This window comes from uncultured Traorella sp. (assembly GCF_944327115.1).
In the GTDB taxonomy this organism is placed as follows: Bacteria; Bacillota_I; Bacilli_A; order Erysipelotrichales; family Erysipelotrichaceae; genus Traorella.
In genome coordinates this window covers 1-21,172 of sequence record NZ_CALVGS010000048.1, presented here as the reverse complement: position 1 = coordinate 21,172, position 21,172 = coordinate 1, and the positions used below count along the sequence as shown (strand labels likewise).

Below are 21,172 nucleotides of genomic sequence, written 5' to 3'. Positions count from 1 at the left end.
ATGCCCAAAGAGGCATTTCAATATGGGAATTGCGGAAGGCAATATGATGGGCGTGGCGGCCGGATTGGCGGCAAGTGGAAAGATCGTATATGCGTCAAGCTTTGCGATGTTTGCGAGCGGCAGAGCCCATGAGCAGATCAGAAATTCAATCTGCTATTCAAATCTGAATGTAAAGATCTGTGCAACACATGCAGGAATCAGCGTAGGGGAAGATGGAGCGAGCCATCAGTGCAATGAAGATATTGGGCTGATGAGAGGGATTCCGAATATGAAGGTCTTTCAGCCCTGCGATGCGATAGAAACAAAAGCAATCATTAAAGCAGTATCAGAAATAGAAGGCCCCTGCTATGTACGTTTAGGAAGAAGCAAGGTTGAAGATATATTTGATGAATCCTATCGTTTTGAATATGGGAAAGGTAGGATAATTCGGAAAGGGAAAAAAGTCTGTATCATCGCCAGTGGAATGATGGTACAGGAAGCAATGAAGGCAGGAGAACTGTTAGGGAAAGAAGGAATTGAACCAACGATCGTGAATATTGCAACCATCAAGCCTATTGATGAAAAGTTGTTGATAGAGATGGCAAAGACACATGAATATATCGTGACATGTGAGGAACACAGCATCATCAATGGACTGGGAAGTGCGGTATGTGAAGTTTTGGCACCCTATCACTTATGTAAAGTGATTCGTATAGGAATTGAAGATGTATTTGGAGAGAGCGGAAGTATAGCAGAATTATTTGACAAGTATGGATTAAGTGCACAGAGGATATACGATAAAATAAAAAAGCAAATCAATCTTTCATTTTAATGAAATTAAGAGAATAAAAACAAGAAGCCATTGCAATCACAATGACTATTCTTAAAGAAGCGTTTTAATTTGAAGAAGCGCTTTTTCTTTTATATGACGGCTTTCTTCTAAAAGATGATTTATTTTTGTATTCCATTCATATCTTTCTTTTTCATCAAGTGAAGATAAGTTAATTTCGACATTGACACTGGCTCCCTGAATGGCCGCATCAAGAAAGATGATGCCGCAGGCCAGATCACTGATTGCATTTTTATTGCCATTGCTGATCATTTTTTCGCAGAGCCGTGAAGCTTGAAGTGAAAGCTCCATGATATGGTAAGGAGATTCAATGGCAATATATGTTGCTTGCTGGATTTCTTTTTGACGAAACCGTATTTCTTCATCTGTATTTTTAGGAAGACGACAGGCGCTCATGACATGATCATAGGCTTTGCAGTCTTCGTCAATTGCCTGTGTCAATTCTTTTTTTAGATCTTCAAGTGTCATGAAATGTTCAAGAAACTGTTGCCGGGTGCTTTCATCCAAGGCTAGAAATTTCTTTTTATGAATACTTAAATGGGCATACATGCCGGAAAGTGAGATACCTAAGGCTGCGACAAGGGCGCTGACACTGCCTCCGCCGGGCGTGGGTGAAGAACTGTCAATTTCATTTAAGATTTCTAAAGCGGTCTTTTCAATAAGCATACCTTTGCTCCCTTCTTATATATGAATCATTATATCATTAATGATGGTTTTCACAAATGCTTTCATAAAAAGAGTGAAGTGAGAAAATAGCTTGTCAAGGAACTATGACAACGGTTAAAATAAATATGAAAGGAAACGTTAAAACGTTTAGGAAGAGAAAGATGAAAGCTGAACAAATCAAAAAAGGTTTTATGGATCGCAACTGTGATTCATTATTGCTGGAGCTGTATGAAGATGAACATCGTCTTGATGATCAAAATCAGCGGTATATCGGCATGCTTGAAAAATATATCGCTTATTACGGAAACGATGACGTCCAAATTTATAATACACCGGGAAGAAGTGAGATCTGTGGCAATCATACCGACCATCAGCATGGCTGTGTCGTAGCTGCCGGCGTTAATTTGGATGCAATCGGAGCGGTCAGTGTTCAAAAAGATAAGGTTTCGATCATCTCTGATAATTTTTTTCTGGAAGATATTGAGATTGATGATCTGACGGTCAAAGAGGAAGAAAAAGGAACTTCTGAGGCTTTGGTACGAGGAATCCTGGCACGCTTTCAACAGCTTGGATATCAGATCGGCGGCTTTAAGGCTTATATTACCAGTGAAGTGATGATCGGTGCCGGATTATCCTCTTCGGCAGTCTTTGAGGTGATGATTGCAACGATACTTTCAGGACTTTATAATCGACAAATGATTCCTTCAGAAGAATTGGCAAAGATCGCCCAGTATGCGGAAAATGTATATTTCGGAAAACCATGTGGCCTGATGGATCAGTGTGCCTGTGCCTTTGGCGGACTGATCGCCATTGATTTTAAGGATGCTGCTTCTCCTTTGATAGAAAGCCTTCAGATTGATTTTTCTGCTTTTCATCATTGCTTATGTATCGTCGATACCAAAGGTTCTCACAGCGATCTGACAAATGACTATGCGGCGATTCCTTTAGAAATGAAAAAGGTAGCCCATTTTTTTGGAAAAGAGGTGCTTCGTGAAGTTGATGAGGGAACATTTTATGAACAGCTTAATGAGATAAGAAAGCAATGTGGTGATCGTTCACTCTTACGGGCCATTCATTTTTTCAATGAAAATCAAAGAGTGAACGGGCTTGTCAAAGCATTAAAAGAAAATGATTTTAAACGATTCAAAGAAATCATGAAGGCATCCGGTGATTCCAGCTTTAAATATTTACAGAATGTATATGCCGATCCAAATCATCAAAGTCTTTCATTGGCACTTGCCCTTTCAGAAAAAATATTACAGGATAAGGGTTTCTGCCGTGTTCATGGCGGTGGCTTTGCCGGTACGATCCAGGCTTTTGTGGAAGATGAACATGCATGGAGCTACAAGAAAGAAATGGAAAAATATTTTGGAGAGGACAGTGTGCATTTATTGAAGATCAGAAAACAGGGAAGCATACGGATGATGTAGAGGAAGAGATATGGATGAAGATTTGATTTATCAGATATTGGCCATCGTTTCTGAAATACCAAAAGGCAGGGTGGCCAGTTATAAGCAGATTGCCGAGCTGTCCGGTCATGAGAAAAATGCCCGGCTCGTAGGACGTATTCTCTCACATGCCTCTTTCTATGGCAATTATCCGTGTCACCGGGTCGTCAGTCAATCCGGACGGCTCGTTCCTCATTGGGATGAACAAAAAGAGAGACTGATGGAAGAAGGTGTTGGGTTTAAAAGTAACGGCCATGTAGATATGAAAAACTATCAGTGGAAGATATGAAGATGCATGTTTAAGAAAATGATAAGGAAAATGTTAGAAAAATGTAATCATTGATATTACAACACGAACATGATATAATTCAGACGAAAGCGGTGAGAACATGAAAAAAATAGTTTTATTGATGCTTGTTTTGGTATTAGGCGGATGCCGGACACAGGAAGAGCCTGAAACAGATCAGCCTTATTGCAGTTTTAATAGTGATGAGTGTCTGTCGGATAGCGATGAATATGAAGCCTTCATCAAGGATAGCGATGTCTTCATAGAAATTACGATGCAGGAGGCGATCGATATGTTTGAAAATCAAGAAAGCGGTATTTTGTATTTTGGTTTTCCTGATTGCCCGTGGTGCTTAGAAGCATTGCCTATTATGGAAGAGGCCGCTAAAGAGAATGGCAAGGACATTTATTATGTGCGTACAAGAGATGATGAGCGTAATCTGATTTACACTGATGAAGAGAAAAGCGCCATTTTATCTTATGTAGGTCAATTTGAAGATACGGATGACGAGGGCAATGCAGCTCTTTTTGTACCGCTGGTAGTAACCGTAAAGGATGGTGAAGCAATCAGCGGTCATGTAGGAACTGTTGAGGGACATGATGCTCATGAAAGAGTGATGAGTCAGGATGAGCAGGATCAATTAAAGGAAATCTATGTTGAAATGTTTTCAGAGTGATAGGAAGTGAGCATATGCAGATATCCAGCCGATTTACAATAGCGATCCATATCTTCTGTTGTATCGATACGTTTAAGAATGAAAAGATAACAAGTGAATTTCTGGCTTCCAGCGTACAGGTCAATCCGGTCATTATCCGTAAGATATTAGGTCAGTTAAAAAAAGCGGGATTGGTACAGGTACATCGGGGAAGCGGAGGGGCTGAGATTTCAAAGCCTTTAGATAAGATTACTTTTTTAGATATTTATAAAGCGGTTGAATGTGTTGAAAGCAAGGGACTGTTTCATTTTCATGAAAATCCCAATCCAACATGTCCGGTAGGACGCAATATGCATTCAATATTGGATGAAAGACTTGAACATATCCAACAGGTAATGGAGGATGAACTGGCTTCCATGACACTGGCTGATGTGAAAAAAGATTTAGATAAGATACTTGGTAATGACCGGACATAGAGCCGGGTTTTTTTATTTTCTTGATGTAACTATTGACATTACAACAAAGGAGTGATATCCTTTAGATGTAATAAACAATATTACAACTATCAATTCTTATATGAAAGAAGGAAAGTGATGATGAATAAAAATCAGAATGATGTAGAAAACACTTTTATGAAAACAAGTGATATATTAACGATCTTACAGAAAAAGATACATACCGTCATCATGGCAACCATAGATGAACATCATCATCCAATGACCTGTGCCATTGATCTGATGTTATATGAGGATGATACCCTTTATTTTCTGACAGCTCGGGGCAAAGCATTTTATGAGCGTTTGATGGCGCATCCGTATGTTGCGTTAACAGGGCTCAAAGGAGAGGATACCCTCTCATCTGTGGCCATTTCTTTACAGGGAAAGGTAAAAAATATAAGACATGAAAAGCTGAAAGAAATTTTTGAAGAAAATGAGTATATGAAAGACATCTATCCGAATGAGCAGGCCAGAGATGTCTTAGAAGTCTTCCGGTTTGAAGATTATCAGGGTGAATATTTTGATCTGAGCCAAAAACCCCTCATACGTATTCCATTTTCGTATCAGCGGCCATTGCCAAAGGGCCGATATCAGGTTCTTGACAACTGTATCGGCTGTTTGAAATGTTATGATGTCTGTCCGCAGAAATGTATTGATATCACGCAAACGCCTGTTAAGATCATTCAGAAGCATTGTTTGCATTGTGCCAAATGTGTTGAGGTCTGTTTTCAACAGGCGATCGTAAGAATTTAGAGGTGATAGGATGAATCAGAAGGAAAGAGAAGAATATTTGATCGATCATTTGCTCATGGAGCGCCATCAAAAAGCAGATAAAAAGGACTATGGCTTTGATCTGTACCGTGCTCTTGTTAATGTGCGCAAGCCGGTGCCGATCGATGAGGAATATCTGGAAATTGAAGATGAATATTTACAAGAACTGCTTCAAAAAAAGAAAATCGTGGAAATCAAAAGTGATCAGCGGATCGTTTTATGGCAGGGGGATATCACACGCTTAAAGGCGGATGCGATCGTCAATGCTGCCAACGAGCAGATGTTGGGTTGTTTTGTAGCGAATCATCACTGCATCGATAATGCCGTCCATACTTTCGCAGGCGTACGCTTACGTTTGACATGTGAAGAGCTGATGAAAAAACAGGGCTATTTAGAACCGGTTGGACAAGTAAAAGTAACCCCGGCCTATAATTTGCCGAGTCAGTATGTATTCCATACGGTAGGCCCTGTCGTATCTTCTGCACTGACAAAGCGTCATGAGGAATTATTGAGGATGTGTTACTTGAACTGCCTGAAAAAAGCGGATGAAATGCACCTGGATTCCCTTGCGTTCTGTTGTATCTCAACCGGCGTCTTTCGTTTCCCGCATGAAAAAGCCGCTGTGATCGCAGTGGATACGGTCCGAAAGTATTTGTCTTCATCTCAATTAAAACAGGTGATCTTCAATGTATTTAAGGAAGAGGATAGAGAAATTTATGAAAAATTATTAAAGGAGTGATTCGATGAATTGGCAGACATTATTAAGCACTACACCGGCATCAGATTACATCAATCAAAAAGAAGATCATGATGAACAGATCAAAAAGGCCATAAACATGATCAAAGAAGCCGATGCCATTCTGATTGGAGCCGGAGCAGGATTATCAACTGCTGCAGGTCTTGCTTATGGGGGCAAACGTTTTACCGATAATTTTCAGGAATTTATTGATAAATATCATTCTCCATATATGAGCGATATGTACAGTGCCGGATTTTATCCGTTTCCAAGTGAAGAGGCAAAATGGGGATATTGGTCAAAACACAGCATGATCAACCGTATCTTACCAGAAGCAATGCCGCTGTACCAACAAATATATACGCTAGTAAAAGAAAAAGAAGTTTTTGTGATCACGACCAATGTGGATCATCAATTCTACAAGGCCGGCTTTAAGGATGAAGATGTCTTTGCGACACAGGGTGACTATGGAGAGATCCAGTGTGCCAAAGGCTGTCATCCAAAAGTTTATGATGCGAGGGAGTTGTTCATCCGGATGGATCAGGCAAGAAAAGATTGTGAGATTCCTTCCTATATGGTGCCCCACTGTCCTGTTTGTGGAGGCGTGATGGCCATGCACCTGCGATGTGATGATACTTTTGTGGAAGATGAGCATTGGCATCGGCAGGCACAAAGATATCATGATTTCTTAAAAAGAAATAAACATAAGAAAGTCGTTTTACTGGAGCTGGGCGTAGGCTTCAATACACCTGTTATCATTCGTTTTCCTTTTGAGAAAATGGCACGTGAACATAAAAACTTCTCATTGATCCGTTTCAATCTGAATGAAGCGTTCATACCTGCCTCACTGAATGAAAGGTCCGTAGGCATCAATGCAGATATTCAAAAGACGATACATGATTTACTGGATGAATGGGAAAATTGAATATATCAAAGAAATTCAGAACTGATGAAAGTAAAATCATCAGTTTTTTTAATATCTGTTGACAAATATATACTACACTTGTAGTATATAAGTAGATACTACAAGTGTAGGAGGTGAAGGGATGAAATTAACTGAAGCTGAATGGCGCGTCATGGATGTTCTTTGGGAACAAAAGGAGTCTTCTTTGGGAGAAATCGTAGAAGCGCTGCGTTCCAAGAAGAATTGGAATCGTAATACGGTGCTGACTTATCTGACAAGGATGGAAAAGAAGGGACTTGTAACGATCAAACGTGAACAGGAACCGCATCGCTATGCACCTTTGATCTCACGTGATACATGTTTAAAGGCCGAACGGGAGCTGTTGATCAAAAAGGTTGAAAGAGGTTCTGTGGGAGATCTGATTGCCGCTTTTTTGAAAGAGAATAAAATAACTTCAGAAGAAAAGAAAAGGCTCAGCCAGCTTCTTGATGACATGGAGGTGTAGGTATGAGAAACATTTGGGGATTTTTGATCCAGACATTGGAAGTTTCTCTTCTAGCTATCCTGCTTTTAATTCTGAAGCATTTATTGAAAGATAAGCTCTCACCCCGCTGGCAATATGGAATCTGGAGCATATTGATTTTGTCGATCTTACTTCCTGCCGGGCTGTTCGGCACTTATCTGATACCACTTTTGGATGTGTTCATAGAAGCTGTTAAGACGATATGTGAAAGTCATTTACATTCGTCTTATACACAGGCTTATGTCGCTGTGATCAATACATCTGTTTTCCCATATTTCACTTCATTTCCATCCAGTATAACGGATGTCCTGTTTGTGATTTATGCTGCGGGCATTTTATCAGGAATGATCAAGTATCTGAAAGACTACCTTTCATTAAAAAAACTGCTTCATAAAGCTGAACCTGTCAATGAGAGAGTAAAGAAACAGATCGGGGATGTTGCGCATCGCTATCAGCTTTCACCATGTAAGGCGGTCGTTGTTGAAGGGCTTTCCTCTGTCTTTGTATTCGGTATTTTCAAGCCTGTGCTGGTCCTTCCTCAAGAAGAGATTGATGACAAGATCCTTCTTCATGAATTGCTTCATGTACGTTATAAAGATTCTTTGCAGAATGTCATATGGTCCATCTTGAAATGTCTTCACTGGTGCAATCCGTTTCTTCATTATGTCTTTCATACGATTTCAAATGATTTAGAAGCGTTATGTGATCAGCGGGTATTGGAACATATACAGGGAGAAGAAAGGCGTGATTATGGACGGATCTTATTGGCAATGACCAATGAGAAATATCCCCATGCCTTCGCTACGACATCGATCTCAAACGGTGCCGGGCAAATCAAAAAAAGGATCGAAGCCATCACCCGCTTCAAAAAATATCCAAAGGGAATGGGGCTGGTTTCTGTGTGTATCGGGATCCTCTTGCTGCCGCTTGTTTTAGGAAGCGGTTCCTCTGTTACGATGATCGAAGCGAATACGAGTGATTTTGGTCAGCAGCTTTCCTTGGCAAGTACGCGTCTGATGACCATGCCGAATGTCGCAGGTGCGATTGATTATTATACGAAAGGTCTGTTGACCAATAATGATGCGTATATCATGGCTGTGATGCCATCTTCTTTACAAAGTGAATATCTTTCTGTTCTGGATGATCTTCCTGAAGTGAGCATTTCTTATCCGAATGAAGCCTTGTATCGTGTGTTAAATTTGAAGGAAACGGCAGATCATGTGATCGAAGGTTTTTTGGTCTTCACGAATAATTCAAATGATTTCATTACCAGCACCTATGTACCGATCAAACTTACAAAAGAAATCGGCTGGAAGGTACAACAAAACGGAAAGGTCGAACAGTATGAACTGGATCGCAGTGCCCCTTTTTCACAAATCAGAAATATCCATTGGGATGCCCCGGCATATGGTACATATCATATGGAATTAGAAAACGGTGAAACAGATATCAGCGTTCATCGGACCTACATCGTTCAAAATGAAACAGACTATTTCAATATGGGTTTTTATTCGACAAAACCGAATGCGAATGCCATTTTTGAAAGAAGCTATCAGACGATGAAGATTAAATATACCTATACCGGAGATGATTTTGATTATTACAGGATCGAATCGGCCATGGTTGATAAGGCGGATAAAGATGTTGTTCGTTATCCGACATGTCCGCAAAATCCTTGTACTTCTATTGGAAGCGATGGCAGCATAAGGGCTTATGCCATCGATGAAAACTGGGATCGTACGATCGAGATGTATCATACCAGTGATGTTCATGAAAGCTCATCTGAGATCGAGATGGGACTTCCTGATATCTTTGATTATCGTGTCAGGATCAATTGGGAAACGGTGGAAGAGGTCATCTTAGATCTAAAGGAGGATCATTATGAATGAATATCCAAAGGCAGTCAGCAGAATTGCTGTTTCTTATCTGATACTTTTCTTTTCATTTAAATTAGGAACATTTGAATGTATTCCGCATTGGATCGCTTATTGGATGATTTATAATACATTGGAAACGATAGCGGTTTATGAGAAAAGTGTCATGCTTTTAAGATCCTTAACGGTCTTGTTGATTGGCTATGAGCTGATTTCGTGGCTGCTTTCAGCATTTGGTGTGATGATCGATCAATCTTTCCTTACGATCTTCTTTTTAGCGTTATCGCTCTATCTTCATTATCAGCTGCTGACCAATCTTGCGGATATCGCACAAAGACATCAATGCAGTCAGGCTAAAAGGATCCGACAGCTTCGTGATGCGCGTACCTTATTTTCTACGATTTCTGTACTTCCGATTTCATGGAATATGACAGGAATGATCATTTTTATCGCAATTGGTCTGATCATATCAATCTGGCTGATGCGTACGCTTTATACATATTCCTATGATGAAAAGTTACTTGTCAGGAAACAGGCTCAGATAGCCAGGGCGATGGAATCTTCATGATTCATCGTCTTTTTTTTTAAAAATATGGTAATATTTTAGTATTGAAGGAGGAGTGAGGATGAATAAGATTTCAATTGGATTTATTGGTTATGGAAATATGGCACAGGCGATGGCCAAAGGGCTGATCAAGGAAAACGTAGTCAGTCCTCAAAATATCTATGCTTGTGCCAGGCATTATGACAAACTGGTTCATAACGCAAAACAGCTGGGTGTCGTGGCTTGTGAAAGTGCTGCTGATGTCGTGCGGGCTGCTGACATGGTCATCATTGCCGTTAAGCCTTATCAGATTGAAGAGGTCGTAGGAGCGCTTGCTCATGCGCTGATCGGTAAGATCGTCGTATCGGTGGCTGCCGGTTATACATTTGATAAATATGAAAAGCTGCTTCCAAAGGAGGTTCATCATATCAGCACAAGTCCGAATACTCCTATTGAGGTAGGGGCCGGTATCCTTATATGTGAAAATCGTCATAATTTAAGCGAGGAAGAATATCGGATTTTCTGTCAGATATTTGAACCGATAGCCTTGATTGAAGAAGCAGATACATCACAATTGTCGATTGCCGGTACGATTTGCGGCTGTACGCCGGCTTATACGGCGATGTATATGGAAGCGTTGGCAGATGCAGCCGTTAAGCATGGTCTGACGCGGCAGGCTGCTTATCGCATGGTTGCTCAGATGATCTATGGAACAGGTAAGCTTTATCTGGAAACAGAAACGCACCCGGGAATCATGAAGGACCGGGTATGCTCACCTAACGGTACAACGATCAAAGGGGTCGCATCTTTGGAGAGAGATGGTTTCCGGGGAGCTGTGATATCGGCCATTGATGCGGCAGAAAGTAAAGAATAAAGCATATTTTGGAATTGAAATATGTGATATAATATATTAAAAGTGAGGTGGATAGGATATGATGGAAAAGTTGAAATTATATTTGACGCGTAAAAATGTTTATTTCGGGAATCTGGTGATTGGCATAGTGGCCATCATTTTGGGGATTTTGTATCTCTCTGCCGGAGGAAATGTCACAAGCTTGGATGATCTGGGGAATGTATTGTCACTGCTTAAATTCATGTGTGTTCTTTTTTATCTGGATTTGATCGTTTCACTTTTGTTGACGGCTTGTCTGGCTTTCCGTTTGTTTTATGTCAAGGATCATGAGATCACGGTCAAGATTTTAGGGGGCCTGAGCTTATTCAGTTCTTTGATGGGACTTTTGAGCTTTTCCGGAGTACATGCGCTGTATCAGTTATTGAATGGCAATTTTATGGCGCTTTTTGGACTTGGCGGTTTAAGCAGCTTAGGAACGATGCTGTTTCTCTTTGTTGCCGGTGAAATTGCACAGGGTGTCACAGCCGGTTATCTTTTGTTTGTCAGGAAGACTGAGGAACTGGATGTATCAGCGGTGAAAGAGGATGCTGAACAGTTAGGGGAAATGGCCAAGGAAAAAGCCTCTATGGCGATGGATGCCGCAAGCAGGGAAGCCAATAAGCTTTCTGAAAAATGGAAAGCTTACTATGCTACTGAGAAAGGGAAAAAGACGATACGCTATGGCGGTATCACTCTTGCTTGTGTGGTCGTGGTGATCGTTGCCGTAAGTGTTTATTTCAGTCTGAAGAAAACGCCGATCGATCTTACTTCAAGCTGTGAACTGACATATAGCGGGGTATCGGGAGAAGGCTATGCCAATGTGAGCTGCAATGTCGATTATGATCAAAACAATCCAAATTTTGTTACTTTTGTCAATGGTGTTTCTTACGAAGTGGAAAATAACGGTTCTCTGTCAAATGGAGATACCATCGTATTGAAAGCTATATATAGTGAAGAAACCGCAAAAGGAAGCAAGATCGAAGTAGTCAATCCGCAAAAAGAGTTTACAGTGGAAGGCTTAGAGGTCGTATATCGTACGTTTGCAGATATTCCTGAGGATGTATCCTCACAATTTGCACAGGCGGCAGAAACAGCTTTAAGAAAGGATATCGAAGATACTGCACAAAGTGTCTTTGGACCGGATACGATCGTGATCAACAGCTGTGATCAGATCGGTGTTTATTATTCCTATAACAGTTATTATCACGAAGGAACGGCTTATTATGTATATCGTACGAATGTGACGGAAGATTATACGTCACGCAGCGAAACCGTTACGGAATATTATTATGTCCGGATCAATAATATCAGCAGCCGGGAAGAAGTGGATCTGGGTCCGGATTCCTTGACGATATCACGTATCAGTCTGTATGGTGATGAAAAGACAGATGAAGAAGCTATCGAGTCTTTTAAAACATATCGAAGCGATCTGGAGGTCGTCAGTGAATCTTTATCTGATGAAACCTATGTAGATGAAACCGTACAAAAAGAAAATTAAAGGATGGGATACATCTAATGCAATAAATAAGGATTTACAGAAATGTCGAATTTATGAATCTCTCATACAAAAAGATGAGGGATTTTTTTGATGTGTAGGGCTGATGTATTCACGCAGCACAAAAAAATTCAATTGAACCTTGTTTTTTTATTTGGTTTTGCAAGTTAGATTAATATATCTTACAATATGATATCTTTGATTTATTGGTCCTTTTTCTCTTGAATGATCGTTTTTTATTTTTGTTATATTCGTTGGTATATTCTCATCATTCTATCTGTATAGTCTTTTCTTGGCTCATCATCTTCACTCAGTATGGTTTGGATTAATCAGATGGTCTGTATCAGTCTGTAATATTTTTAATGAAATGATTTTGAATATCCATGTATCCTTATAGATATCTCCTGTAGTATCATAACAGGATGATATTCGTTAAACTTTTTCATTTTCATTCAATTTTTCAAATGATTGTAGAGGGTGTATTGATATCCCAGCATAGTTTTGCCTGCAAATTATCTCTGACTATCGAATATGGATCTAGTTAATACATCAAGTTTTGATGAATTCAAACAGTCGAGCGAATTAGAAAGCAGGTCCTGAATCTGCTGATTTCCTTTTGTTGTTTTTGAAAAAAATTCTGACATTCTTCAGTAGAATAATTTTAGAACAAGACAGTCCTTGTAAGTTTTGAACTGCTCTTTATTCTGATCGTCATAAAAATTCATCAGTTGATGCAATTGAGAATTGCCTCTTCTCGATAATAGATTATCACTTTTGATAAGATCAATGCGATATTTTTATGGACTTGGTAAGATAATCAAATAAGCTATAAGCTGTATCAAACGATTACATATTTCTTTGTGGTTTCAATTTCTTGATTTTTTTAAAGTAAATGTTTCAGCTTGACAGATTTTGCCTATAAATCAAGTAGTTATTTGATGAATATTGGTTTTTTTATATTGTTTATAATCTTTTTCCTTGAATAAAAAATTTATAAAATTATTGCTCTGGATAGATATTTCTTCCAAATTCATATGCTTCGTTTAAATGATTCGTTTTGTCAATCTGAGGCTTTCCGTCAGTGTGACCACATCCGCCAGCCAAAAGCATACCTTTGTCTTTAAACCCAATATAATTTATAAATACATATTGATAATAGGATACAGCCTGTTCAAATGTCCAGAAATTATTATCTGCAGCTGTCATAAGAAGTGCACAATCTTTTATTGGGTATTTCTCATGTCTTCCAAATGGAGGGTTTTCATCTTTTATGGCTATACAATAAAATCGCTCAATAAATGCTTTTATTCTAGCAGACATTGACCAAAAATAAAGTGGAGACGCAAAAACAAGACAATCAGCCTCTTTGATTTTGGGTACTAGACGATTAAAAGCGTCTTTTTGAATGCATGGCTTTTCATAGCGGCATGCATTACACCCTAAGCAAGGTTTTACCTCATTTTTTACAAGTGAGATTACTTCAACTTTATGACCTTTTTCAGTAGCTCCTTTGGCAAAACTTTCTACAAGCTGTGCAGTATTACCTTTTGCTTTTCCACTACTCTGAATTATAAGTATTTTTTTCATATATCTAACCTCTCTAAAAATATATAGGATTTCTGGCATCTATTATGACCAATTTTTAAATTCCACTCGGGAACTAATATATTATAAAATGAAATATATTGATAATCAATACCAATAATATATGCCATTTGTTCGCTTTATAGAAGATTTTTTCTATGATCTTCATTTGTACATACTCATATGTTAATTATTTTCTGTATACATTCTAAGGTACTTTATCAGTAAAATAAACGTTCAGTCTGCTGCTTGTCAGCCAGATTATATAGGTGGTTTTATTGAGAGAACATAATTTACTGATATTTAAATTCTTATTTTGGTTGCATTTGGGATTTATCCTTTTATTTTTAACCTACATATTTTATAATTGTCACGATTTAATTTAATTATAAAGTTTCCTAAGTATTAGGAAATTTTATAATTCCTATCATTTAAGAATAAGGTATCTCTAAAATGTAAAAAAGTATTTTATTATATAGACAAGGAAAGGAGGGATAAAATGGAAGATATAGTTATGATATGCTGTCAAATGATTTCTAAAGTTGGAGAAGCAAAAAGTTTATTTGTTGAAGCTATGAGAAAAGCGAGAAAAAAAGAATATAATAATGTTAATGAGCTAATGAAAAAAGGTGAACAGCGAATGTTAGAAGGACAAAGAATTCATGCTCAAATGCTACAGAAAAGTGCTTCTAAAGATGATAATTTAGAAATTAATTTATTACTCATTCATTCTGAAGACCAGATGTCAAGTGTAGAAACGATTTCCGTAATAGCGGAAGAATACATAGCTTTATGTAAAGAAATATTATGAGGTGGATTATGAGAAAATTTTATTTGTTTTGCAATATGGGAATGTCAACAAGTTTATTATCGCAGTCAATGCAAGAAGCAGCTACGAAATATAAATTACCAGTGATGGTTAAAGCATTCTCTTTTACAGAGATTGATGAAAAAATTAAAAATGATACTCCTGATGTTATATTGTTAGGTCCGCAGATTGGATTTAGAAGTGAAACAATTACTGAAAAATATAAGCAAATTCCGATTGGAGTAATATCTGCAGAAAATTATGGAATGGTTAATGGTGAAGCAGTATTAAAACAAGCTATTTATTTACTTAAAACATTTAATAAAAAATAAAAGGAGGGGAAACCAATGAAAAAAAGCTTAGATAAATTAATTAATGTATGTAATAAAATTTCACAAAATCAATACATGACAATAATATTTCAGGCATTTACACCAACTATGCCATTACTGATTATATGTTCTATGTTTATGATCATAATTAGTTTTCCAGTAGAGTCTGTAGCCAATTTTATAAATTCTATTCAAATTGGTGAAGCATCATTATTCAATATTTTATTGCAGGGCACAAACGCATGCTTTAGCTTTCTTGGCCTATATATGGTTGTTGGTACTGCCTATGCTTATGCTAAAGTTAAAAATCTTGAAAGAATCAATCTATGTATTTTAGCTATGGGATGCTATTTTTTGATTATGGGTGATCTTTCAACGGATCGAACAGGTTCCAATGGTATAATGATTGGAATTGTTACAGCATTATTTGTAGGATATATTTATGAAAAAATACATAATAAAGGCTGGCGGATAGCATTGCCTAAAGGTACTCCTGAGGCCGTTGCTGATTCATTTATATCTTTGATTCCTTCAGCTATAGTAATTTGTATATTTTTATTGGTTTTCCTTGTAACTTCTGCATTTGGATATAATACATTTGATTTAATTAATATATTATTAAATAATACATTGGGAATGGTAGCGACTTCTGTATGGGGATATATGTTTTTATATCTAATTAAAATGGTACTTTGGGTATTTGGGATTAATAGTGCTTTTGTACAAACTATTTGTATGCCTTATTTTTATCGAAATGATGCCATAAATTTAGCTTACTTTACTAAAGGAATAGGCAATCCGGAAATTTTGACAAGTTTTTTTGAATATCATTATGCTGGTTATGGTGGTGCTGGCAGTGTGCTGGCACTAGTTATTGCAATGTTTATTTTTGGAAAATCAAGACGATCAAAAAAAGTCCGCGGAATTTCCTTGATACCAGCACTATTTAATATTTCAGAACCACTAGTTTATGGATTACCAATTATGTTAAATCCCTATATTGCAGTTCCTTTTATTTTAGTACCAATTGTTAATATTGGGTTATCATATTTTGCAACAAGTATTGGATTGGTTGCATTTACTAATGGTGCTTCTATTGCATGGACTTGTCCAGTTATTATTTCAGGATTTTTAGCTGGTGGAATATCTGTCGCATTAATGCAATTAGTTTTGGTAATTATAGATGTTTTAATATATGCACCTTTCTTTATAGCTCTTGATAGAACATATCTTAACCAAGAAGAAACAGAAACAATCACTTTAACAGATGCTGATAGCATTGATCTGGAAAATGTAGATTTGTAGTAGAAATGGTAAAAAAATTGGAGGTTAAAATGAAATTAGGAGTATCAGTATATCCAGAACAGGAAACAATAGAAGAAATTGAAAATTATTTAAAGCTTGCTAATAATTATGGATTTACTCGTGTATTTACAAGTTTATTTTCTGTACAGGATGATAAAAGTAAAATCATTTCTTATTTTAAAAAATTGTCTGAAATAGCTCATAATAATCATATGGAAGTGATTGGCGACTGCAATTCAAAATTTATGCAAAAAATGGAAGCTACGCCTTCAGATTTATCTGTATTTGAAGAAATGGGATTTGACGTATTGAGAATGGATGGGGTTTTTGGTGATTACCGAGATTTAGAAATGATTGAAAATAAATATGGAATAAAAATTGAATTAAATGCAAGTGAAATGCAGGCTGTAGAGGGAATACTAGAAGCAGGAGGTAATCCTAAAAAAATAATGGCTTCATATAATTTTTATCCATTAAGAAATACTGGGGCGAGCCCGGAAGATGTAATAAAGGTAAATAATTTTTTTGAAAAAAAAGGTATTGAAGTTGAAATTTTTATATCGTCGGCAGTAGAAAATGCCCATGGGCCATGGCCTCTTAGGGATGGACTTCCAACTATAGAAATGCATCGTGATATACCACCATCTTTGCAGCTTAAACATTTGCTTGCAATGGGAGGAATCAGTTCAGTTATATTTGGAAATGGTCATGCCTCAAAAGAAGAGTTCGAGGATATTCAGAAAGTGATAAAAGAATCATATGTTACGGTAACAGATAAAGAAGGCATTTTTAAGGGCAATACTCATTTTGTTCCTGAAGGAGATATTTTGAGAATACCATTAACAATTATAGTGAACGAAAATATCAGTAAAGATGAAATGGATATTCTATTTAGTTATGATAAACATAATGTGGCAGAATATAATCATACGATATTTAGATCGAGATGGTCACGTTGTGTATTTACAAATAGTGATATAGCTTCTATTAAAGCAAATAAAGAATATTATAGTCCTGGAGATATTATTATTATCAACAATATCATTCCTAGATATATGGGTGAACTACATATTGTGAGAAAAGCTATTAAAGCAGAACCATATCATAATTATGTGGGTCATATTATTGACGAAGAGATGTTTCTTCTAGAGTATCTAGATCCAGGAAAATGTTTTTCTTTTGTAAGAAAATAAAATATTATTAAGAAAGGAATATTCAACTTAACCATGGAGATTTATTAAACAAAAATAAAGCTTGACACAAGTTGAATAAATGGTATTTTATAATTATGCTAAATAAGAGACAGTTTTTCATATTAGAAATTTTAAAACAAAGAAAAGATTATATCACTGGTAAAGAATTATCAGAGCTTTTTAAAGTGACTGATAGAACAATTCGTAATGATATACTAAATATAAATATTGTTTATGATGATATTATTATAGCAAATAAAAGATTTGGTTATAAGTTGTGTGAAAATTCCTTTCTTGATGATGAAATATCAGCTGCTCCAACAACTAAAGATGAAACAGCTCATGCTATACTCAGAAAACTTTTATTGGCAAAAGACAATTCAGTTCGAATTCAGAAGCTTGCTGAGGAATTATATATCAGTGATTATTTAATCAAAAAAGACATTAAGCTTTTAAATAATATGATTTCCAAGTTTGGTTCACTTATAATAGAAAGGAAACATAATTGTCTGGTTTTAAGTGGTAAAGATGAAGAAAAGAAACAATTATTAAGTGAATTAATAAAAAAAGAAGCTAAAGGAAATTTTGCCAATATTACCTCAGTTGCAAAATTATTTGAAGGATTTGATTTGGTTTATCTGAAAGATAAATTGTTAAAAATTTTATCTAATAAAAATTATCAAATAAAAATCGAATATATACCTTTAATCATGATACATATAGGTGTAATAGTTAGTCTTGCCAAATATGATAAAGGAATGGAATTTTCTGAAAAAGATGAAGTTCCCATAAATCTAGAGGAATCAATTCTGGTTGAATACTTCAATTCCATAAAAAAAGAGATGGGCATCAATATTTCGTATTATGAGATTAAAGAAGTTGCGTACTTATTACATTCTGTAAGGTTAGCAGAACGGCCAGCGAATAATCAAAATAGTAATATGACAGTGTTAGAAATAATTAATGCTATTAAAGATACTATTTATGAAAATTATGGCATTGATTTCAAAGATGATTTTCTTTTTACAAACAGTCTTTCGTTACATTTAGAATCTTTATTTAAACGAATAAAAGAAAATAACGAATCAATTAATAATGTGTACCTATCTGATATAAAAAGTAAATTTCCGCTTTTATTTGAAATGGCCGTAACATCAAAGAAAATTATAGACAAATATTTGAATACTTCTATAAATGAAGATGAGATTGGACTTCTTTGTTTGCATTTTGGTACTGCTTATGATAGATATATTCAAAATGATAAATATAAAGTTTTGTTGATTTCACCTTTAGGGGCAGCAACGACTGAAAATTGTATGACAAAAATAAATAAATCTTTCAATTCAAAACTAAACATTGTAGATGTATCTGCATATTTAGATGAAGTAAATATCAATAAGCAAAATATTGACTTTGTATTGACTACCATTCCTTTAAGAACTACACAGATAATTAATATTCCTATTATTGAAATCAATGTTTTTTTAACAAGCGAAGATGAATTTATGATACATAAGGTGTTGTTAGAGTTAGATGAAAAAAAGAATGCGAAATTGGTTCAAGAGTTTAAAAATAAATATGTAAAAAAAGAATTATTTTATACTTATTTTTCGAGTAAAAAACCAAAAGAAATAATTAAAGTTATTACAGATGATATGGTGAAATTTGGGTATGTAGATGAGACATATTTTGAGCGTATTATGGAAAGAGAGCAGGCGGCATCAACAAGCTTTAAAAATGGTTTTGCATTACCCCATGCTACGGACTTTTCTGCAAAAAAAACAGCTGTTTCTATTTCAGTTTTAAGTAAACCAATCATATGGGGATCATATCCAATCTCTGTTATTGTTTTACTTGCTATTTCTGAAGATGATAAAAATGTTTTTCGTTTCTTTGTGGAACATATTGGAAAATTATTCAATGACCCAAAGACAGCTGCTCAATTAATCAATGCAAACTCTTATTTCGAATTTATAAAATATTTATGAAAAGAGAGGGATAATACAATGTTTACTAAAATATCTACAAAAAAAGCGCCAGCAGCAATTGGACCATATTCTCAAGCAATACTTTTAAATGATTTTTTATTTGTATCAGGACAATTACCTATTGATCCAGATACAAGTAATATTGCTTCCACAATAGAGGAACAGACTCGGCAAGTCATGAAAAATCTTAAAGCAATACTAAAAGAAGCAAAAATGACAGCAGATAATGTTATTAAAACAACCTGTTTTTTAGCTAATATGGAAGATTTTTCTGTATTCAATCAAATTTATAGTGAAACATTTACAAATTGCCCGGCTCGATCTTGTGTAGCTGTTAAAGAGTTACCAAAAGGAGTATTATGTGAAATAGAGGTAATCGCACATATTTAATATAAAAAGGTGGACAAATGAAAAACAAAATGATAGACGCATTTAAATATGCACAAGGAGGATTGTTTAGTAAGGTTGAAAAAGCAGATGTAGGCGGATCATATCAAGAAATGGAAAAAAAGGGAATCCGTCTGATGGGATGGGCTGACCCATTTATGCCAGATTATTCTTTACCTGCTCATGTGAAAAAAGCGCTTATGACGGAAATAGATCAGGCAGCTGCTCCACACTATACCGCTCCTATTGGAAATCAAGAATTGAAAAATGAAATTGCAAAAAAATTAAAAGAGAAGAATCATTTAAAAGTTGATTCTTGTAGAAATATTCTTATCACACCTGGATCTGATAGTGGTCTTTATTTTGCAATTTTACCTTTTATTGATCAAGGTGATGAAGTATTGATTCCATCTCCTAGTTATCCAAATAACTTCTTGAACATTTCGATTATGAAAGGAAAACCTATCAGTGTTCCTTTAAGTAAAGAAGAACATTATCAACTGAATGAAGAAATATTGGAGAAGTATTGTACTCCTAGGACTAAAATGATTCTATTAACACATCCGAATAACCCTACAACAACAGTGTTTAATAAAAAGTCATTGGAGATATTGAGAAACTTTGTTATTAAACATGATCTTATACTTGTTTGTGATCAAGCGTTTGAGGATTTTTGCTATGAAAATGAATTTATTACTCCGGCATCATTAGAAGGAATGTTTGAGAGGACAATCACTGTTTTTTCTTTTTCAAAAGGAATGGGACTTAGCGGATTAAGAGTAGGATATCTTGTATGTAGTGATATTATAATGGATTCTATGTTTGCAAATGCCGTTTCTGTATTAGGTGCTACGAATACAATGTGTCAACGTGCAATCATTCCGGCTTTGAAAGATTCTTCTTTTATGAATGAATTTAAAGAAGCTTTTGATTATCGCCGGCATCAGGCTTTTAAAATAATAAATTCAATTCCAAACGTTTCTATGGATTTGCCTGAATCAGGTTTTTTAGGATGGATTGATGTCTCTAAGATTGGAAATTCTTCCGAAATCGTTTCTTATTTAATACGAGAAGCTAAAGTTTCTGTAAATGATGGTATAAATTATGGTATAGGTGGAGAGGGCCATTTAAGAATTGTATTAGGTGTATATAAAGATAATGATAAAGTAATTAATGCATTATATAGCATAAAGGATGCATTAATAAAATGGCAAAATTTATCTAAGAAAGGTGATAGATATTAAGATATAGCACCGATAGTATTGCCACACGATTTGATGATACCAAATAACGTTAAAAAAGCTATCGAAATGTGATAGCTTTTTTATGGGCACTTTAAATTCGTGTGTGGGTGTGCCATAGCTCTAAACTTTGGTGTTGCCATTTTAAAACCTATTTAACTTTATGTGTGGGTATCTTTAACATCTCATGTGGGTACCCTCTTTTTAGTATGAA

22 protein-coding genes are annotated in these 21,172 nt (G+C 35.9%); 20 read left to right on the top strand and 2 right to left on the bottom strand.

Features of this window, described 5'->3' with window-relative positions:
• Positions 1–811: transketolase C-terminal domain-containing protein (locus Q0K35_RS04625; protein ID WP_294561500.1), on the top strand; the 811-nt coding region annotated here is incomplete at its 5' end.
• A gap of 51 nt (positions 812–862) precedes the next feature.
• Here Q0K35_RS04625 and Q0K35_RS04620 read toward each other — a convergent pair.
• Positions 863–1,495: a cyclodeaminase/cyclohydrolase family protein gene (locus tag Q0K35_RS04620; RefSeq protein WP_294561499.1), complete on the bottom strand. Its 633-nt coding sequence runs from the start codon at positions 1,493–1,495 to the stop codon at positions 863–865.
• 161 nt (positions 1,496–1,656) lie between these two features.
• On the opposite strand from Q0K35_RS04620, the gene Q0K35_RS04615 reads away from it, so the two are divergent.
• The 12 genes from Q0K35_RS04615 (at position 1,657) to Q0K35_RS04560 (ending at position 12,123) form a co-directional block, all read left to right on the top strand.
• Positions 1,657–2,925 (top strand): galactokinase family protein, encoded by a 1,269-nt coding sequence (locus Q0K35_RS04615; RefSeq protein ID WP_294561498.1) that lies wholly within the window; start codon positions 1,657–1,659, stop codon positions 2,923–2,925.
• A gap of 10 nt (positions 2,926–2,935) precedes the next feature.
• Positions 2,936–3,232, top strand: a complete 297-nt coding sequence (locus Q0K35_RS04610; protein WP_294561497.1) for an MGMT family protein — start codon at positions 2,936–2,938, stop codon at positions 3,230–3,232.
• A 100-nt stretch (positions 3,233–3,332) separates the two neighbouring features.
• Positions 3,333–3,905, top strand: coding sequence for a transporter accessory protein (locus Q0K35_RS04605; protein ID WP_294561496.1), 573 nt, complete (start codon positions 3,333–3,335; stop codon positions 3,903–3,905).
• A 14-nt stretch (positions 3,906–3,919) separates the two neighbouring features.
• Positions 3,920–4,360 (top strand): Rrf2 family transcriptional regulator, encoded by a 441-nt coding sequence (locus tag Q0K35_RS04600; protein ID WP_294561495.1) that lies wholly within the window; start codon positions 3,920–3,922, stop codon positions 4,358–4,360.
• A 117-nt stretch (positions 4,361–4,477) separates the two neighbouring features.
• Complete coding sequence (locus Q0K35_RS04595) at positions 4,478–5,134, top strand: 4Fe-4S binding protein (protein ID WP_294561494.1); 657 nt, start codon at positions 4,478–4,480, stop codon at positions 5,132–5,134.
• A 10-nt stretch (positions 5,135–5,144) separates the two neighbouring features.
• A complete protein-coding gene (locus Q0K35_RS04590; protein ID WP_294561493.1) occupies positions 5,145–5,891 on the top strand; it encodes a protein-ADP-ribose hydrolase in 747 nt (248 codons plus the stop codon).
• Positions 5,892–5,895: 4 nt separating this feature from the next.
• Positions 5,896–6,813, top strand: coding sequence for a Sir2 silent information regulator family NAD-dependent deacetylase (locus Q0K35_RS04585; RefSeq protein WP_294561492.1), 918 nt, complete (start codon positions 5,896–5,898; stop codon positions 6,811–6,813).
• 121 nt (positions 6,814–6,934) lie between these two features.
• Positions 6,935–7,297 (top strand): BlaI/MecI/CopY family transcriptional regulator, encoded by a 363-nt coding sequence (locus tag Q0K35_RS04580; protein ID WP_294561491.1) that lies wholly within the window; start codon positions 6,935–6,937, stop codon positions 7,295–7,297.
• Positions 7,298–7,299: 2 nt separating this feature from the next.
• Entirely contained in the window at positions 7,300–9,204 is a 1,905-nt protein-coding gene (locus Q0K35_RS04575; RefSeq protein WP_294561490.1) for a M56 family metallopeptidase, read from the top strand.
• Positions 9,197–9,757, top strand: a complete 561-nt coding sequence (locus Q0K35_RS04570; protein ID WP_294561489.1) for a hypothetical protein — start codon at positions 9,197–9,199, stop codon at positions 9,755–9,757. Before Q0K35_RS04575 ends, Q0K35_RS04570 begins: the two co-directional genes overlap by 8 nt.
• 58 nt (positions 9,758–9,815) lie before the next feature.
• A complete protein-coding gene (gene proC, locus Q0K35_RS04565; protein ID WP_294561488.1) occupies positions 9,816–10,607 on the top strand; it encodes a pyrroline-5-carboxylate reductase in 792 nt (263 codons plus the stop codon).
• 58 nt (positions 10,608–10,665) lie between these two features.
• The gene (locus Q0K35_RS04560) at positions 10,666–12,123 is read left to right on the top strand and encodes a hypothetical protein (RefSeq protein WP_294561487.1); all 1,458 of its coding nucleotides are present in this window, start codon (positions 10,666–10,668) and stop codon (positions 12,121–12,123) included.
• Between the two features lie 996 nt (positions 12,124–13,119).
• Here the strand turns inward: Q0K35_RS04560 and Q0K35_RS04555 are convergent.
• Complete coding sequence (locus Q0K35_RS04555) at positions 13,120–13,707, bottom strand: flavodoxin family protein (protein WP_294561486.1); 588 nt, start codon at positions 13,705–13,707, stop codon at positions 13,120–13,122.
• Positions 13,708–14,203: 496 nt separating this feature from the next.
• Between Q0K35_RS04555 and Q0K35_RS04550 the strand changes: the two genes are divergently transcribed.
• The 7 genes from Q0K35_RS04550 (at position 14,204) to Q0K35_RS04520 (ending at position 20,961) form a co-directional block, all read left to right on the top strand.
• Positions 14,204–14,515, top strand: coding sequence for a PTS lactose/cellobiose transporter subunit IIA (locus tag Q0K35_RS04550; protein ID WP_294561485.1), 312 nt, complete (start codon positions 14,204–14,206; stop codon positions 14,513–14,515).
• Between the two features lie 8 nt (positions 14,516–14,523).
• On the top strand, positions 14,524–14,844 hold the full coding sequence (locus Q0K35_RS04545; protein WP_071442057.1) for a PTS sugar transporter subunit IIB: 321 nt from the start codon (positions 14,524–14,526) through the stop codon (positions 14,842–14,844).
• A gap of 15 nt (positions 14,845–14,859) precedes the next feature.
• On the top strand, positions 14,860–16,149 hold the full coding sequence (locus Q0K35_RS04540; protein WP_294561484.1) for a PTS transporter subunit EIIC: 1,290 nt from the start codon (positions 14,860–14,862) through the stop codon (positions 16,147–16,149).
• A 29-nt stretch (positions 16,150–16,178) separates the two neighbouring features.
• Positions 16,179–17,342 carry a MupG family TIM beta-alpha barrel fold protein gene (locus Q0K35_RS04535; protein ID WP_071442059.1) on the top strand — a complete coding sequence of 388 codons (1,164 nt, stop codon included), beginning with the start codon at positions 16,179–16,181 and terminating at the stop codon, positions 17,340–17,342.
• A gap of 71 nt (positions 17,343–17,413) precedes the next feature.
• Positions 17,414–19,330, top strand: a complete 1,917-nt coding sequence (locus Q0K35_RS04530; RefSeq protein ID WP_143052372.1) for a PTS sugar transporter subunit IIA — start codon at positions 17,414–17,416, stop codon at positions 19,328–19,330.
• 18 nt (positions 19,331–19,348) lie between these two features.
• Entirely contained in the window at positions 19,349–19,720 is a 372-nt protein-coding gene (locus tag Q0K35_RS04525) for a RidA family protein (protein ID WP_294561483.1), read from the top strand.
• A gap of 17 nt (positions 19,721–19,737) precedes the next feature.
• The gene (locus Q0K35_RS04520) at positions 19,738–20,961 is read left to right on the top strand and encodes a pyridoxal phosphate-dependent aminotransferase (RefSeq protein ID WP_294561482.1); all 1,224 of its coding nucleotides are present in this window, start codon (positions 19,738–19,740) and stop codon (positions 20,959–20,961) included.
• Positions 20,962–21,172 lie beyond the last annotated feature (211 nt).

Coding starts and splice junctions, on each gene's coding strand:
- Q0K35_RS04620 (WP_294561499.1), bottom strand. CDS start 1,495: ATGCTTATTGAAAAGACCGCTTTAGAAATCTTAAATGAAATTGACAGT.
- Q0K35_RS04615 (WP_294561498.1), top strand. CDS start 1,657: ATGAAAGCTGAACAAATCAAAAAAGGTTTTATGGATCGCAACTGTGAT.
- Q0K35_RS04610 (WP_294561497.1), top strand. CDS start 2,936: ATGGATGAAGATTTGATTTATCAGATATTGGCCATCGTTTCTGAAATA.
- Q0K35_RS04605 (WP_294561496.1), top strand. CDS start 3,333: ATGAAAAAAATAGTTTTATTGATGCTTGTTTTGGTATTAGGCGGATGC.
- Q0K35_RS04600 (WP_294561495.1), top strand. CDS start 3,920: ATGCAGATATCCAGCCGATTTACAATAGCGATCCATATCTTCTGTTGT.
- Q0K35_RS04595 (WP_294561494.1), top strand. CDS start 4,478: ATGATGAATAAAAATCAGAATGATGTAGAAAACACTTTTATGAAAACA.
- Q0K35_RS04590 (WP_294561493.1), top strand. CDS start 5,145: ATGAATCAGAAGGAAAGAGAAGAATATTTGATCGATCATTTGCTCATG.
- Q0K35_RS04585 (WP_294561492.1), top strand. CDS start 5,896: ATGAATTGGCAGACATTATTAAGCACTACACCGGCATCAGATTACATC.
- Q0K35_RS04580 (WP_294561491.1), top strand. CDS start 6,935: ATGAAATTAACTGAAGCTGAATGGCGCGTCATGGATGTTCTTTGGGAA.
- Q0K35_RS04575 (WP_294561490.1), top strand. CDS start 7,300: ATGAGAAACATTTGGGGATTTTTGATCCAGACATTGGAAGTTTCTCTT.
- Q0K35_RS04570 (WP_294561489.1), top strand. CDS start 9,197: ATGAATGAATATCCAAAGGCAGTCAGCAGAATTGCTGTTTCTTATCTG.
- proC (WP_294561488.1), top strand. CDS start 9,816: ATGAATAAGATTTCAATTGGATTTATTGGTTATGGAAATATGGCACAG.
- Q0K35_RS04560 (WP_294561487.1), top strand. CDS start 10,666: ATGATGGAAAAGTTGAAATTATATTTGACGCGTAAAAATGTTTATTTC.
- Q0K35_RS04555 (WP_294561486.1), bottom strand. CDS start 13,707: ATGAAAAAAATACTTATAATTCAGAGTAGTGGAAAAGCAAAAGGTAAT.
- Q0K35_RS04550 (WP_294561485.1), top strand. CDS start 14,204: ATGGAAGATATAGTTATGATATGCTGTCAAATGATTTCTAAAGTTGGA.
- Q0K35_RS04545 (WP_071442057.1), top strand. CDS start 14,524: ATGAGAAAATTTTATTTGTTTTGCAATATGGGAATGTCAACAAGTTTA.
- Q0K35_RS04540 (WP_294561484.1), top strand. CDS start 14,860: ATGAAAAAAAGCTTAGATAAATTAATTAATGTATGTAATAAAATTTCA.
- Q0K35_RS04535 (WP_071442059.1), top strand. CDS start 16,179: ATGAAATTAGGAGTATCAGTATATCCAGAACAGGAAACAATAGAAGAA.
- Q0K35_RS04525 (WP_294561483.1), top strand. CDS start 19,349: ATGTTTACTAAAATATCTACAAAAAAAGCGCCAGCAGCAATTGGACCA.
- Q0K35_RS04520 (WP_294561482.1), top strand. CDS start 19,738: ATGAAAAACAAAATGATAGACGCATTTAAATATGCACAAGGAGGATTG.